Source organism: Pedobacter gandavensis, from assembly GCF_032678465.1.
GTDB classification, from domain to species: Bacteria; Bacteroidota; Bacteroidia; order Sphingobacteriales; family Sphingobacteriaceae; genus Pedobacter; species Pedobacter gandavensis_B.
Window position 1 is genome coordinate 327,620 of sequence record NZ_JAVTSK010000001.1, and the last position, 14,326, is coordinate 341,945.

Annotated in this window: 9 protein-coding genes and 2 tRNA genes; 7 read left to right on the plus strand and 4 right to left on the minus strand. The window is 41.3% G+C overall.

What is annotated here, in order from left to right:
• Positions 1 to 41: 41 nt before the first annotated feature.
• From R2Q94_RS01380 to R2Q94_RS01400, 5 genes are all read left to right on the plus strand, one after another.
• Positions 42 to 3,281 carry a UvrD-helicase domain-containing protein gene (locus R2Q94_RS01380; protein ID WP_316819640.1) on the plus strand — a complete coding sequence of 1,080 codons (3,240 nt, stop codon included), beginning with the start codon at positions 42 to 44 and terminating at the stop codon, positions 3,279 to 3,281.
• A gap of 2 nt (positions 3,282 to 3,283) precedes the next feature.
• A complete protein-coding gene (locus R2Q94_RS01385) occupies positions 3,284 to 6,196 on the plus strand; it encodes a PD-(D/E)XK nuclease family protein (protein ID WP_316819641.1) in 2,913 nt (970 codons plus the stop codon).
• A gap of 20 nt (positions 6,197 to 6,216) precedes the next feature.
• Positions 6,217 to 6,576, plus strand: a complete 360-nt coding sequence (locus tag R2Q94_RS01390; RefSeq protein WP_316819642.1) for a VOC family protein — start codon at positions 6,217 to 6,219, stop codon at positions 6,574 to 6,576.
• Between the two features lie 86 nt (positions 6,577 to 6,662).
• On the plus strand, positions 6,663 to 7,649 hold the full coding sequence (locus R2Q94_RS01395; RefSeq protein ID WP_316819643.1) for a pyruvate dehydrogenase complex E1 component subunit beta: 987 nt from the start codon (positions 6,663 to 6,665) through the stop codon (positions 7,647 to 7,649).
• 174 nt (positions 7,650 to 7,823) lie between these two features.
• Complete coding sequence (locus R2Q94_RS01400) at positions 7,824 to 10,124, plus strand: Tex family protein (protein ID WP_316819644.1); 2,301 nt, start codon at positions 7,824 to 7,826, stop codon at positions 10,122 to 10,124.
• 129 nt (positions 10,125 to 10,253) lie between these two features.
• On the opposite strand, the gene R2Q94_RS01405 is transcribed toward R2Q94_RS01400, so the two are convergent.
• The 4 genes from R2Q94_RS01405 to R2Q94_RS01420 form a co-directional block, all read right to left on the minus strand.
• A complete protein-coding gene (locus R2Q94_RS01405; RefSeq protein ID WP_316819645.1) occupies positions 10,254 to 11,654 on the minus strand; it encodes an RtcB family protein in 1,401 nt (466 codons plus the stop codon).
• A gap of 5 nt (positions 11,655 to 11,659) precedes the next feature.
• Positions 11,660 to 11,875 (minus strand): hypothetical protein, encoded by a 216-nt coding sequence (locus R2Q94_RS01410; protein WP_316819646.1) that lies wholly within the window; start codon positions 11,873 to 11,875, stop codon positions 11,660 to 11,662.
• A 162-nt stretch (positions 11,876 to 12,037) separates the two neighbouring features.
• Entirely contained in the window at positions 12,038 to 12,415 is a 378-nt protein-coding gene (locus tag R2Q94_RS01415) for a hypothetical protein (RefSeq protein ID WP_316819647.1), read from the minus strand.
• A gap of 431 nt (positions 12,416 to 12,846) precedes the next feature.
• Entirely contained in the window at positions 12,847 to 13,320 is a 474-nt protein-coding gene (locus R2Q94_RS01420) for an Lrp/AsnC ligand binding domain-containing protein (protein WP_316819648.1), read from the minus strand.
• A 155-nt stretch (positions 13,321 to 13,475) separates the two neighbouring features.
• Here R2Q94_RS01420 and R2Q94_RS01425 point away from each other — a divergent pair.
• Together R2Q94_RS01425 and R2Q94_RS01430 are read left to right on the plus strand one after the other, a co-directional pair.
• A tRNA-Asp gene (locus R2Q94_RS01425) sits at positions 13,476 to 13,586 on the plus strand.
• Positions 13,587 to 13,684: 98 nt separating this feature from the next.
• Positions 13,685 to 13,828, plus strand: a tRNA-Asp gene (locus R2Q94_RS01430).
• Positions 13,829 to 14,326: the final 498 nt, after the last annotated feature.

Here is a 14,326-nt window from a genome sequence, read left to right on the forward strand (position 1 = left end):
TATTTTCTGGAAACTTCGGAAGAATCCTTTAGCTTTACCTAATGCCTCAACAGCCGCTAAAAATACTACAAGCTTCCGCAGGATCTGGTAAAACATTCAGTCTTACAGCCCATTATTTAACCCTTTTATTATCCGGAGAAACCAAGTACCGGGAAATTCTTGCCGTTACTTTCACCAATAAGGCAACAGAAGAAATGAAAACCAGGATCATGGAGGTGCTAAAAGGCTTCGCTTTAGGAGAGGAAGAGGTGGAAGACTATCGGGTACTGGTTTTAAAAGCACACCCCGAACTGAACAAATCACTGCTTCAACAAAGATCGGAGAAGATTTACAGGAGAATCCTTCATGATTATAGTCGTTTTTCGGTCAGCACAATTGACGGATTCGTTCAAAAGGTCATCAGGGGCTTTGCTTTTGAGTTAGGACTGGATTCCGGCTACGCGCTGGAGATGAATTTTGAAAAGGTAAAGAACGAGCTTGCCGATAGGCTGGATGAGCAAATGGACCACAATCCTAACCTCTTGCAATGGATTATCGACCTTGCTTTAGACCGCATCAGCAATAATGTGAGCTGGAACTATAGAAATGAGTTGACGGAGCTTGCTGGTGAGATTTTTAAAGAGCGTTACCAGCCCTTCGACAATGCCATTCAGGAATTAATTGAGCATAACGATCTCAATGTGATGTTCGGGGAGTATAGTAAGATGACCAGGGAACAAATCACTTTATTTGAGCGAGAGCTCAAAGAACTGGCCTTAGGTGCCACAAACCTGTTTGAAGCAGCTAATATTCCCAGTGATCAGCTCAAAGGAAAATCAAGATCACCATTATTGGCAATCGCCAGGATTGCTGATGGTGATTTTACTAAAATTCAAAACATTTCAAAGCTGATTAATGAACCGGAAGAGTGGTTTAAGCCAGGGGCAGATGACAGCCTTTACTATACCTTAAATCCTGTTCTAAACAAATTATACCAACATTATATCGATGGTTTGCCGGAATATATACTTGCGCAAGCCTTCAATAAAAATTTATATTACCTGCGTTTAATGCAGGAAATGGCCGTATTATTGAAAACTTACCGGCAAGAAAGTGGCAATCTGCTCATCAGTGATGCCCAGAATCTACTGAAAGGTATCACTGGCGAAGATGATGACAACCCTGCTTTTATTTGGGAAAAAACAGGAAGCCGATACCGACATTTTTTATTTGATGAGTTTCAGGATACTTCTGCCAATCAATGGGGTAACTTTAAGCCCCTCCTAAAAAATGCTTTGGCAGAAGCCAATGGTAAGTTGATCGATCATTTGATTGTGGGAGATGTGAAACAATCCATTTACCGATGGCGTAACGGAGATTGGAATATTCTTCACCAACAAGCAAAACATGATATTGGCGAAACGTATGTGGTAGCGGCTAACCTGGAAGAGAATTACAGGAGTACAGAAAACATCATTTCCTTCAACAATACACTTTTTAAAGCATTGCCAATCCTGATGCAACGTCGTCTAAATGAAACGATTGGAGAGCAGTCTGACAATCAAAAATTAGCGGATTGGTGGGAGAATAAAGGTTTCAGTCATATCATGACTGATGTTTATGCCGAAGTAGAACAAAAAATTACCCCGAAAACAGCTGAGGGTGGTGCCATCGACTTCTCTGTTCTAAAAACAGATGCGGAGGGCGCCAGTTTGGGCAGAACAGGATTCAAGCCTGAAGCCTTAAGGCGCATGGTGGAGACCCTGAAACGTCTTATCCTCGAAGAAAAACGCTATAAAGCTGGAGACGCCTGTGTGCTGGTGCGCTCCAATTCGGAAGCCATTGCTGTGGTCGATGCACTAATGGAAAACAACATCAACGTGATTTCTGGTGAAGCTTTATTAATTGAAAACAATACCGCGGTGAAAATCCTGATCAACACTTTAAAAGTAATGGCAGGAATTCCGGGAAATACAGCATTATATAAGGCAAACATCATCAGTCTTTATGCACAGTTAAGAGGAATAGAAGTGCTGCCGGATCAGCTGTTCAATTTGAAAATTAAAGGACTGGAACACCTGATCGATATCCTTCCTGCGGAACTTTGTGAAAGTTGGAAGGCCTGGATGCAGCAGCCATTGCCAGAGCTGCTGGAAAAACTAATTCATACTTATGGCTTAAGTCAGAAAAAGCATGCGGCACATTTACCTTACCTTTTTGCATTAAGAGATCTTGCCGGGAACTTCGCCAGACAGGGAGAAAAGGGAATCACCGCTTTTCTTAACTATTGGGCTGAGGAAGGAAAAAGAAAAACCCTTCCTTCATCAGAGCGTACTGATGCAGTGCAGGTGATTACGATCCATAAATCTAAGGGCCTTGCATTTAAAGTGGTGATGGTGCCTTTTTGCAATTGGGAAATTAATGGAAAACCCAATGGGATCTTTTGGGTGCCAACCGAAAATACGCCATACCATCAACTGCAAAGTATCCCATTGAAATACAATAAGGAATTGGGGCAGTCGGCCGTAGCAATTCCTTACTATGAGGAATTGCTTTACAACAATATGGATGCCCTGAATATGTTGTACGTGGCTACCACGAGGACAAAAGAGTACCTCTATATCACCTGTCTGGGTAAAAAGACGGAAACGATCAGTACCATTGGTGATGTATTGGCGATGACTTTACAGGACCAGCTGGATGAGGATGGGAGATTTTTTGTAGATGTACCGGTGCTTAAAAAGAGTAAAAAATCCAGGGTAGAGGAAAGCGGACCTGAGCTGATTAACTTACAGGAATACCCGACCTCTGAAAGACTTTCAGAAGTTTTCAATAATAAGCTCAAAAGAAAAGAACTGGAAATGTTAACCGGTAACAACGCCGGTAGGGAAGGAACCATTTTACATGAAGTCTTGGCCAGATCCTCGAACCTGGAAGAGATGGAAACGGCATTGAACATATTGCTCAATGAAGGGTTCTTTAAAGCGGAAGAACTGCCCTCCTTACGCAGGCAGGCAGGTAATGTATTGGCGCATCAGGAGCTCCAGGAATTATTGAAAACCAGTAAGGAAACCATTAATGAAAAGAGTATTATCGATATCCGGGGAAAAATGTACCGCCCGGATAAAGTACTGATCTCTGGAAATGAGGTCATCGTGATTGATTATAAATTCACGCTTAAAGAGAGTGATTCACATATTAAACAAGTTTACGGATACCGCGACTTGTTATTGGCAATGGGCTACCATAAGGTAAAAACCTATTTGTTTTATGCACATAGTGCAACCTTAAAATCAGTGTAAAGATGAAGGCGTTTTTGAAAGAAGTTGCAGAAGATTTAGTTAAAAGGTTGGGTTCAGATCTGCACCATGCCGCAGTAGTTTTTAACAATAAAAGACCGGTGCCTTACCTGCAGAACCATCTGGCAGATACACTGAGGAAGCCTTTCTGGGCACCTTCGTTTTTTACCATCCAGGAGTTTTTTGCACTTTCCACCCATTTGCAGGTGGCTGATGGTTTTACCCAGTTTTTTACGTTGTTAAAAGCATATAATAAGCTCATTATTGAAGAAGGTGGAAAGCCGCTTAATCCGGATGTTTTTTATCCGATTGCCAGGATTATTCTCAGCGACTTCTCACAGATCGATAATGATTTGGTCAATGCAGATCAGCTCTTTCAGGAGCTGGAGGATATTGCGGTGATTGAAAAGGATTTTCAACACCTGACAGAAGAACAGCAACAGTTCCTGGAGCAGTTCTGGTCGTCCTTTTCTTCCGGAAAGCAACAATACCACCAGGAGCAGTTTATCCGGATGTGGAGAAGGATGCCAAGGCTATATCGCAACTTTCACGCTGCTTTGAGAGAGAAAGGCTTCACCACGATGGCTTATATTTATCGTCAGCTTGCGGAAGGCAAAGCCGATCTGCCGGAATTTATCGATGCTTTTAAAGCAGGGAAGATAGTCTTTGCCGGATTCAATGCACTTAGCAATGCAGAAGCTGTGATTTTCAAAAAATGGAATAAAGAAGAAAAAGCCTTGTTCTATTTTGATGTCGACAAATACTATATGGACGATGAGACTCAGGAAGCTGGACTGTTTCTGAGAAAAAATATTCAAAAAATTGGATTGCCAAACGCCTTGGGGGAAGCAAGAACACTGATTAGAAATCAGCAAAAAGAGATTAATGTTTACAAAACCCAGGGGCAAACTGCACAGGCGAAGATTCTTCATCAGGAATTATTACAGGACTATCCATTACTGGATGTAGCTGATAATGCAGGGAAGATTGCACTGATCCTTGCTGACGAAAGTTTGTTATTGCCGGTTTTACAAACCATTCCTACTAAATATCAACATGCAGGAGGTGTTTCCAATATTGAGCTGAACGTTACGATGGGGTATCCTTTACTGGCGACTTCCATCTTCGGTCTCGCTGATTTATGGTTGAGTGTACAGGCTCAATTGATTGAAGAAAAGAAAGATACCATTTATTACAGGGAAGTGGAGGCCTTCCTTTCCCACCCTCTGACAGGGGTTTTACCAGTATTAAGGGACCAGATACAACAGGAAATCCTGAAGGATCAGTTGATCGATGTTCCTGTAAAAACACTGCAAAAGGATGCTTTATCTACATTGTTTTTTAGCAGGGTAGATAAAGGTTTAACTGCCATTGAGCATTTGCAACAAGTATTCAAATTGATCCTGGAAAGACAATTGGAAGAGCAGACTTTAAAACAAACTGAAGCTGATTTATTTGGGGCCACCTTAAAAGAGCTCAATAGGTTACATGATACCCTGGCCGATTATGCCGCGCAGCTACCCCTTTCTTTTGTGCTTTCGTTGATGCAAAAAGCGGTTCAGGGAATAGCAGTTCCACTAAGTGGGGAACCTTTACAAGGGGTTCAGGTGATGGGATTACTGGAAAGCAGGAGTTTGGATTTTGAGCATGTATATGTGCTTGGCGTAACAGAAGGTATCCTTCCGCAAATCAATGTTTCTCCAAGTTTCATTCCCGATAGCATCCGCAGAGCCTATGGATTACCGGTAATTGAAAACCAGGACGCCATTTCTGCCTATATGTTTTACCGTTTATTGCAACGCTCCAAAAAAGTTAGTCTGGTGTACAACGGACAGGCTGACGATAGCAATACCGGAGAACCCAGTCGCTTTTTAAAGCAGCTGGAATTTGAAAGTGGTTATACTTTCAAATATTTTGACCAGTCGCAGTCTCTGGCAATTGAGCCGAAGATAGAGTTTGAGATCAAAAAAGAAGGAGAGGTGCTGAGGCGTCTACATACTTACCTTGACAATCAGGAGCAAAATCCGGTCAGGTTATCTGCCACCAGACTTACTACGTACCTCAACTGTCCGGTACAGTTTTTCTATAAATACATTGCCAAAGTAGAAGAGCCGGAAGAGCTGGCCGAGAACCTGGAAGCCAATAGCATTGGTTCCACTTTACACCTGGTTTTAGAAAATTTTTACCAGAAATTAAAGGACGAAAGTCCTTACATCACTAAAGAACGAATCGCAGAAAACCGAAAACAACTCACAGAGATGTGCAAACTTGCCTTTGCCAGGGTGATGTTTGATAAAGAAGAAAAGCTATTGGAATACAATGGAATGCAGCAGGTCATGCTCGCTATTGTGGCGGAATATGCCAATGTGATTCTGGACCATGATGAACAGCAGGCGCCATTTTCATTGGTAGAACTGGAGAATGCGGAGGATTATGTGATTACTTTCCCGATTAAGGTGGAAGGAGTAGAACGAAAGCTGACTTTATTCGGTATCATTGACCGTGTAGACCAACGAAACGGTGTAACCAGGATTGTCGATTACAAAACCGGAAGAGATGAAGTAGGTTTTTCTTCTATTGATGAACTGTTTGATAGTGAGAGTAATAAGCAAAACAAAGCCCTTGTTCAAACCTTATTTTATACCTATGTTTATGAACAGGCAAAAGGAATTTCAGGAGTAGAACCGAACCTGTATATCGTGCGTAAAATGCGGGAAGAAGGCACTTTATTCTATCTGAAAGAAAACAGAAAAAGAGTGCTGCTACAGGCAGAGCATTTAGAAGAACTGAAAGGAAGTTTTACCGGTTTATTACGCCAAAAGCTGGAAGAATTGTTCAATCCGGAACTTCCTTTTAAGCATACAACGGTGGCCGAGAACTGTACTTATTGTCCTTATCTAACCCTTTGTGGGAAATAATTAACCAAAACACAGCGCTTATGTTACTATCAGCAGTACCTATTCTGGCTTCCGTAAATCAAGCGGAAACCATCGCTTTTTATACCAAAAAAATGGGCTTTACACTCGACTCTGAATGGGATGGTTACCTGATTTTCAGTAGGGAACAAGTGTGTATTCACCTTTGGTTTACCGAAGATTTGTCCATTCCAAAGCATACAGGCTGTTATATTAATGTAAATAATGTGAAGCAATTGTATCAACAATATGAGCATGAAGGCATTGTTCATCCGAATGGAAAGTTGGCTGAAATGGCCTGGGGGATGTATCAGTTCTCCATTTTGGACAACAATGGGAACATTATTCATTTCGGAGAACCCAGCGCAAAAGCCAGCAAGTAAAGCTGAAAACACTGTGTAATTAAAACACTACTTTATAATTAATTTACAATGGTTATATTTGCCATCAGTTAATATTTGAATATACAATGAGAGAAATTCAATTTAGAGAAGCGTTACGTGAAGCCCTAAGTGAAGAAATGCGTAAAAACGAGAACATTTTTTTGATGGGTGAAGAAGTAGCGCAATACAATGGTGCTTATAAGGTAAGTCAGGGTATGTTGGACGAGTTTGGCGACAAACGCGTGATTGATACTCCTATTGCCGAATTGGGCTTTACCGGTATTGGTATTGGCGCAGCAATGAATGGATTAATTCCTGTCATAGAATTTATGACTTTCAATTTCTCATTGGTTGCTATTGATCAGATTATTAACGGTGCAGCCAAAATGCTTTCAATGAGTGGAGGTCAATTCTCTATTCCGATCGTATTCCGTGGTCCAACCGGAAATGCAGGTCAGCTAGGTGCACAACACTCTCAGAACTTTGAGAACTGGTATGCCAACTGCCCAGGATTAAAAGTAGTAGTCCCATCTACTCCTTACGAAGCTAAAGGTTTGTTAAAAGCAGCTATCCTTGATCCAGATCCAGTAATTTTCATGGAATCTGAGGTGATGTATGGTGATAAAGGTGAAGTTCCTGAAGAAGAATATTACCTGCCTATCGGTAAAGCAAACGTGGTTAAACAAGGTACTGATGTGACCATTGTTACTTTCGGTAAAATGTTAACCCGTGTGGTAAATCCAGCAGTTGAAGAACTGACTAAAGAAGGAATCAGTGTAGAAGTAATCGATTTACGTACTGTACGTCCTATCGACTACGCAACCATCATTGAATCTGTGAAGAAAACCAACCGTTTAGTGGTAGTGGAAGAGGCATGGCCATTGGCTTCTATCTCTTCTGAGATTGCATTTAATGTTCAAAAGAATGCTTTTGACTATTTAGATGCTCCAATCTTACGTATCACTTGTGCAGACGTTCCACTTCCATATGCACCAACACTGATTGCGGCTAGTTTACCTAATGCTGAAAAAGTGGTTAAAGCTGTAAAAGAAGTGATGTACGTAGCAAAATAAGTTACAAATTACATCGTTAATATAGGATCCCGTTGGTATTGACCAGCGGGATTTTTTTTTAGCCCAGCCTAACCGGAAGGCAACAATTCATTAACACATTATTTATTTGAGGATATCGATTGTTAGCCTTAATTTTGGCCGCAATTGTACGTTAGCATACCAAAAGATCATTAAATGAGTCATCATTCCAAAATAATCGCTACCGAGCTTGGGGTAGCTGAAAAACAGGTTGTTGCAACCATCGAATTGTTAGATGCCGGTGCAACTGTACCCTTTATTTCCCGCTATCGTAAGGAAATGACGGGAAGTCTGGATGAAGTACAGGTAGCGGAGATCCGCGATAGATTTCAACAACTTCGCGAACTGGATAAACGTAGAGAAGCGATTTTGAAAGCATTGGCCGCATTGGATAAACTCAGCCCTGAGCTGGAGCGTCAGATCAATGAGGCGGGTAATATCGCCAGCATTGAAGACATTTATCTTCCTTATAAACCAAAACGCAAAACGAGGGCCTCTGAAGCCAGAAAGAAAGGTCTGGAGCCATTGGCTTTGACACTGCTGGAACAAGGTAAAGCTGATCCGGATGCAGAGGCCAGGTCCTTCCTGAATGAGGAATTGGGTGTAAATTCTACCGAAGAAGCGCTGGCAGGTGCAAGAGATATCATTGCGGAGATCGTGAATGAGCATGTGGAGCTGAGAACTGCAATGCGCCAGTATTTCCAGCAGAAATCTTCTTTTAAATCTTCAGTAATGAAAGGTAAAGAAGAAGAGGGGATCAAGTATAAAGATTATTTTGAATGGGAAGAGCCACTTAAAGCCGCACCATCACACCGAGTACTGGCCATGAGAAGAGGGGAAAATGAAGCGATTTTGAAACTGGAAACTATGCCGGAAGAAGAAGGAGCCATCTCCATCATCGAAGGTCAATTCATCAAAGGAAATTCTGCAGCGGCAAAGCAGGTGAAAATGGCCATCCAGGATTCGTATAAGCGCCTATTAGGACCAGCAATGGAAACTGAAATTCGTTCTTTCTCAAAAGAGAAAGCAGATGTTGAAGCCATCCGTGTATTTGCTGAGAATGCCAGACAATTGTTGCTTGCTGCACCGATGGGACAGAAAAACGTATTGGCAATTGACCCTGGATTCCGGACTGGATGTAAGGTGGTTTGTTTAGACCGACAAGGAAAGTTATTAGAAAATACCGCTATATACCCACATACCGGACAAGGGAATGTGAAAAATGCAGCGGATAAAGTGATTGAGCTTTGTAAAAAGTATCAAATTGAAGCGATTGCCATCGGTAATGGCACTGCCGGAAGAGAAACCGAAGTATTTGTACGTGGTTTACAACTGGCTGATGTGACCATTGTGATGGTGAATGAAAACGGAGCCTCTATTTATTCCGCTTCGGAAGTTGCGCGTGAAGAATTCCCAACACAAGACATTACCGTACGTGGCGCAGTTTCTATCGGTAGAAGATTGATGGACCCATTGGCAGAATTGGTAAAGATCGATCCAAAATCAATTGGTGTTGGCCAGTATCAGCATGATGTGGACCAGACTAAATTGCAGCAATCACTGGATGATACCGTAATGAGCTGTGTAAATGCAGTAGGGGTAGAGTTAAATACAGCTTCAAAACAGGTATTGGCCTATGTTTCTGGATTGGGACCACAACTGGCGCAAAACATCGTTAGCTATAGAAATGAAAACGGTGCCTTTAAAAACAGAGAAAGTCTCAAAAATGTGCCTCGTTTAGGAGATAAAGCCTTTGAACAGGCTGCGGGTTTCTTAAGAATCAGAGATGCAGAGCAGGTATTGGATGCAAGTGGAGTTCATCCCGAGCGATATAATCTGGTGAATAAAATGGCCAGAGACCTGAACTGTAGCGTAGCACAATTGATAAAAGATAGCGAATTAAGAAAACAAATCAAGCTACAACAATACGTCACAGAAGAGATTGGTTTACCTACTTTAAACGATATCATGAATGAATTGGCAAAGCCAGGGAGAGATCCCAGGGAGCAATTTGAAGCCTTCAGCTTTACCGATGGTGTGAATGAAATTGCAGATTTAAGGATAGGAATGAAACTTCCTGGTATTGTAACCAATATTACCAATTTCGGTGCATTTGTAGATATAGGTGTTCACCAAGATGGATTAGTACACACGAGTCAGCTGGCAGACCGCTATGTGGCCAACCCGAATGATGTAGTAAAAGTACATCAGAAAGTAGAAGTGACCGTAGTAGAGGTGGATGCTGCAAGGAAGCGTATTTCTTTATCGATGAAATCTGGCGAAGCGAAATCCAAGCCGAAAACAGAAGGATCTGCAAAGACTTTCAATAAATCTGCTGGAAATAAGCCTGTTGGAAATAGGCCGAAACCTGCACAGAAAGCAGAACAAAAAGGAAAGGCACAGCCAGAAGGCGATTTACAGCTGAAACTGGAAGCTTTGAAAAATAGATTTAAGTAGTCAGTTCACAATTACGTTCAGGAACGATCATCATGTTCAACTTCCTGAACTTAGTCATGATCTTAAATAAAAAAAGGTTCGGCAAAATGCCGAACCTTTTTCCATTCTGAAGGCCCTATGCTGATGGATTTAATCTTTATTCATGCGCACAATTCTTGGCATAAACTTTCCATGCACCACCACTAAATCCTTTTGTGCCTGCATTACTTTCTCAATGTCTTTGTAAGCCATCGGATTTTCTTCTACACTTCCTCCGATTAAGGTAACACCTGCATTGCCCAGCATTTTCTTTAAAGCGGAAGCAGTGGTATTTGCTTTTGCTTTTTGTCGGCTCATAGCCCTTCCTGCACCATGCGCTGCAGAGTTTAAGGCATGTTCGGCTCCTTTTCCCATCACCAGATAAGCAGGGGTACTCATGCTACCGGGTATAATTCCCAGCTCTCCGGCATGGGCCGGAGTGGCTCCTTTACGGTGCACGATCAGCTCTTTTCCATTGCTGAGCTGATCTTTCCAGGCAAAATTATGGTGGTTTTCTGCCTTTGCCAATGCCTGTAATCCTAATGATTTCAATAGGTTCTCATGAATTACATCATGGCAAGCCTTCGCATAATCTCCTGCGAGGTTCATGCTCAACCAATACTCCTGTCCGGCTTCAGTATCCAGGTCTAGCCAGGCTAAGCGCTCTACTTCTCTGGGTAATTTACAAGTGTTCATGGCAATTTTTGTATAATGTTGCGCAATGTTCGCTCCTAAACCTCTGCTCCCGGAATGGGAAAGTAAAGCCATGTACTTTTTAGGGCTTAAGTCAAGGGTATTTCCTTCGTAAAGTTCTATTTCTCCGAACTCCACAAAGTGATTTCCGCCTCCGGAGCTCCCTAATTGTCGCCAGGCCTTACCATGTAGGCGCTTTAACAGTTCCGTTTCCTGAAAAACCGGACTGTCCAACACTTCATGAGCAGCCGGAACCGGAGCTACGCCTTCCATCCCGAAATAGGTTTGCTCTTTTAAGGCCATCTTCATATGATGACTATAGCGTTTGAAATAGCTATCACTTTCATCTATAATAGACAAGGACATTCTGCAACCGATATCTACGCCTACGGCATAGGGAATCACCGCATTTTCTGTAGCCAGTACCCCACCAATTGGCAGGCCATAACCTGTATGTGCATCTGGCATCAGGGCGCCTTGTGCTACGATTGGCAATGACATGGCCAGCTCCATCTGTTTTTTTGCGCCATGGTCGATCTCTTTTCCTCCATAGATTTTGAGCTGTCCGCTTTCCTGCAGGAGGTTAAACGTTTGAAAGGCACATTCCTTTACTTTATCTATAAATGTTTCGGCAATTTTGCCAACTTGCTTGTCTGCTACATAGGCTTCCGGATTGTTTTTAATTTGTGTTAATAATTCTATAATTTGAGTTTTCGTATGATGCTTGAAATGTCTGCTCATGATGTTGGCGACCAGGCTTCTTGCTTTATCATTTGTATAACCTATTTTACTAAGGTCTTTTGTTCTTAAAATGCTCATTGCTTTTAATATTGTTCTTGTTTTTTTAACTCGCATTCTTCCAGAAAGGAAGCTAATGCGTCTCTCTTTAATCGATTTCGATAGCTGCGGTTATTCATGTCGCGCCATCTCTGATAGCGGTAAGTACCACCGGTTAACTTATTCATCCTTGGTTGTAGGTGATGGTTGTCTATGTGATTCTTTAGCAATTGAATTTCCTGTTCCAGGGCTTGATCCAGCATTTTCACTTCTGTGATGAAATGAGGTTTCAGCGTTAAGACATAGCGCCATGGCTCATTGAACCGATACCGTAACAGTTTTTCCTTGCCGCTTTTACTGGTTTGTTCATATAAATGAAAATGGGCTTTATCTTCTTCAGTCAGTTTAAGACTGTGGTGATGCCATTACCATACAGAGAACTCCTGCAGAAATTGCTTTCTTTCCAGTGGTAATTTCCTCCTCTTGCGTTTCTTCTTCAGTTTGAAAGACCTTTCCGGATGGTATTGCACCGTATTGATCTTTTCCAAAAGTTGAACATAAAAAGCAGCCGTAGGAGACCTTGTAATGTCGTCTCTAAGCACAAAATGACGTTTCCATCCTTTTTGATAGGGATTTTCTAAAGGAACCATTGGTAAAGCAGCCCTTTGCTGCCACTGTAACTCTCTTTTTCTTATGATTTGAATCAGCTGTTTATCGAAATCCTTTTTTTGTAATCGTTTTTTCCTTCTTGCAGATTTTAAATTGTACAGCAAATTGGAGAACGACAGTTCTTGATTGTCCATTGGACGGATACTAAAAATGGGAAATGCGGTTGAATAAAATTCAGTTCGTCCTCAGATAGAGGATATACCCTTAAATAGCTCGCCAGGACCTGGTTTATAAGGCAGACACAAAAATACCAAAGCCTCCTTGAGATGAATCAAGGGCATTGCAGTATGAGTTCCAATAAAATTTTTAATGGGCTTGCGTCCGCCAGAATCAGGCAGCCTGCGAAAGGGGCGATATGTTGAAACGTTCAGTCATGATTCCTTGGTTTTTAAAACAATGAATATTAAGGAATTAGAACAAAGGTATTGTTCTTCTTTCAAAAAAGAACAATATTTTTTCAAATAGATGAGCATAAGGTGATGGAACTCAAAGCAGCAGCGCGGGCAAGAGGAATGAAATCCGGGAATAGATGCCAGCTTTTTTTTATTAAAAAAGACAGATTGAATTACAATTCAATCTGTCTTCTGATGCTTTCTTCCAGTGAAATCAGCGTTTCAGTGCGTTGTATACCTTCAACCGCTTGTATTTCCTCATTTAAAACATGTCTCAAATGATTGGTGTCTCTGCAGATGATTTTAGCAAACATACTATAGGCACCGGTGGTATAATGTAACTCTACGACCTCTTTGATTTTACTAAGCTGTTCTACTGCATCTTTATACTGTATCCCTTTTTCCAGATAGATTCCAAGAAAAGCGGTGATGTCGTAACCTGCCTTTTGCGGATCAATCATCAAATGAGAACCTTTGATAATGCCCATTTCCTGTAATTTTTTCATCCTTACATGGATGGTTCCCCCAGAAACGATCAGGTCTTTCGCGATTTCCGTATATGGTTTCGTCGCATCCTGCATTAACTGTTTTAATATGTCAATATCCAGGTTATCAATTTCTAAATTTTGGCTTTCTTTTTTAAGCATGATTTTGATATTTGTTAACGATATTCAAATATAATTATTAATATGCTAATAATAAAATAAAATGATTAAAATATTTGCAACATAATCGGGTTGTTGTTACATTTGTATCAAGCAAGTAACAAAAAATATCAGTTCTTTAACATTTGCTTATACTCTGTAGGGTGGTGAAACTGGCAGACGCACCTCCTTGTCTCGGTGGTGGAGAATATGGAAAACCCGTAAGGGCTAACTACTCCTTGAAGGTTCGACTCCTTCCCCTACAGCCATGAAGTTTTGAGTGATAAGTTTTTCAGTTCTAATATAAGGTGCATTTGGAAATTTACAACTTAGCGCTTAAAACTCAGAAGATTGTACTTTAAAATAATGTTGGGTGGTGAAATTGGCAGACACGCCTCCTTGTCTCGGTGGTGGGGAATAATGGGATAAACGTAGTTTATGGGTTGACCACAATTGATTTTGAACTATAGCTAACTACCCCTTGAAGGTTCGACTCCTTCCCCAACAGCCAGTTTTTTTATGAATAATAAGTTAGTTAAAAAAAAGTGACCTTGGATGAGGTCACTTTCTTTTTAACGCCATGCAGCATAAAATCAATTCTCTTTTTTTTACTCTAGGAATTTTCATATAAATGCCTCCTGAATTAGTCCATTCCCAAGCCTTTTTTCTTCCTAAAAACGAGCTTTTTTTGGGACAAAAATTGCACTAAATTTTTTAAAGATAAGCAGCAGATGCTGACTTCCGGTTGATAGAAAAATCAGTAGGGAAGAGTTTGGGAAGAGTTCGGGAAGAGTTGCGCCTTCGAAAGGGGTTGGGAAGGGGTTCAGTAGGACTTGCCGTAGGTAATAATATACCAACCCCATCTGAACTCCTTCTGGACTCCTTGTCAACCCGTACCCAACCTACCACTCTTTTCGAAGCCTTTTAGAAATCGACCTCCCCGAAAAAAGGTTTTTTCAGCCCTTTTCCAGCTCCTGTTTTTCCTTTTTTTCGGACAAAAAAAAACGGC